The sequence below is a fragment of the Burkholderia sp. Ac-20379 genome (assembly GCF_017104645.1).
Taxonomy (GTDB): domain Bacteria; phylum Pseudomonadota; class Gammaproteobacteria; order Burkholderiales; family Burkholderiaceae; genus Burkholderia.
Map to the genome: position 1 here is coordinate 1 of NZ_JAAGPF010000773.1, position 783 is coordinate 783.

At 72.8% G+C, this 783-nt stretch carries 1 protein-coding gene and 1 pseudogene; both read left to right on the top strand.

The window, feature by feature from the left end; genetic code table 11:
* Positions 1-227: pseudogene (locus tag G3N92_RS34530) on the top strand (hypothetical protein); the annotation flags it as partial.
* A gap of 120 nt (positions 228-347) precedes the next feature.
* The coding region (locus tag G3N92_RS34535; RefSeq protein ID WP_206131940.1) for an alpha/beta hydrolase at positions 348-783 on the top strand (436 nt) is incomplete at its 3' end.

The following is a 783-nucleotide window of genomic DNA, read 5'->3' on the forward strand; positions in this document are numbered from 1 at the left end:
TCGCGTCAAGCCGGCCCGGCGCGCGCACGCCGTTCATCGTGGTGGACGACGCCGTGGCGATCGACACCGTCGTGACGCCGCCCGCCGGCAGCCGACCGCCAACCACGGCCGGCGACGGGGCCATGACCGTGCGCGCGCTGAACGTGTTTCGCGACGTGCCGCAACTGGCGCAGGCCTACACGCGCACGTTCTGGCAGTGGTATCGCGTCGCCTCCGGGGCGCGCTGACGCATCGCGCGTATCGACCGCGATCGGGCGAGCAGCGACCGAATATCGGCCGCGTGGCGACCGAGCTAGCGGCCCGCGTCGTTCGCTTGCACAATAGCCGCTTCCACGACGAGGCAGACGATGGCGATCACGGTCGAAACTCTCCAGTTCGCGGCGCGCGACGGACGACCGTTGACGGGGTCGCTCTATCTTCCCCACCTGAGCCCCGAACGCGCGGTGCTGATCAACAGCGCGCTCGGCATGCCGCGCGCGCGTTATGACGCGTTCGCGCGCAGCCTGGCCGGGGCCGGGTTCACGGTGCTCAGCTACGACAACCGCGGCATCGGCGGCTCGCGCACGGCGGTGGCCGACACCGACCGCGTGACGCTGCGCCAATGGGGCGAGGCCGATCTGCCCGCCGCGCTCGATTGCCTGGCCACCCATGCACCCGCGGCGCGCCTGTTCGCGCTCGGCCATGCCACAGGCGGCCGCCTGCTGGGCCTCGCGCCGAACCTCGGGCGGCTCGCCGGCATCGCGACGGTGGCGGCCGGCACCGGCTATTGCGGCGATGCGCGCG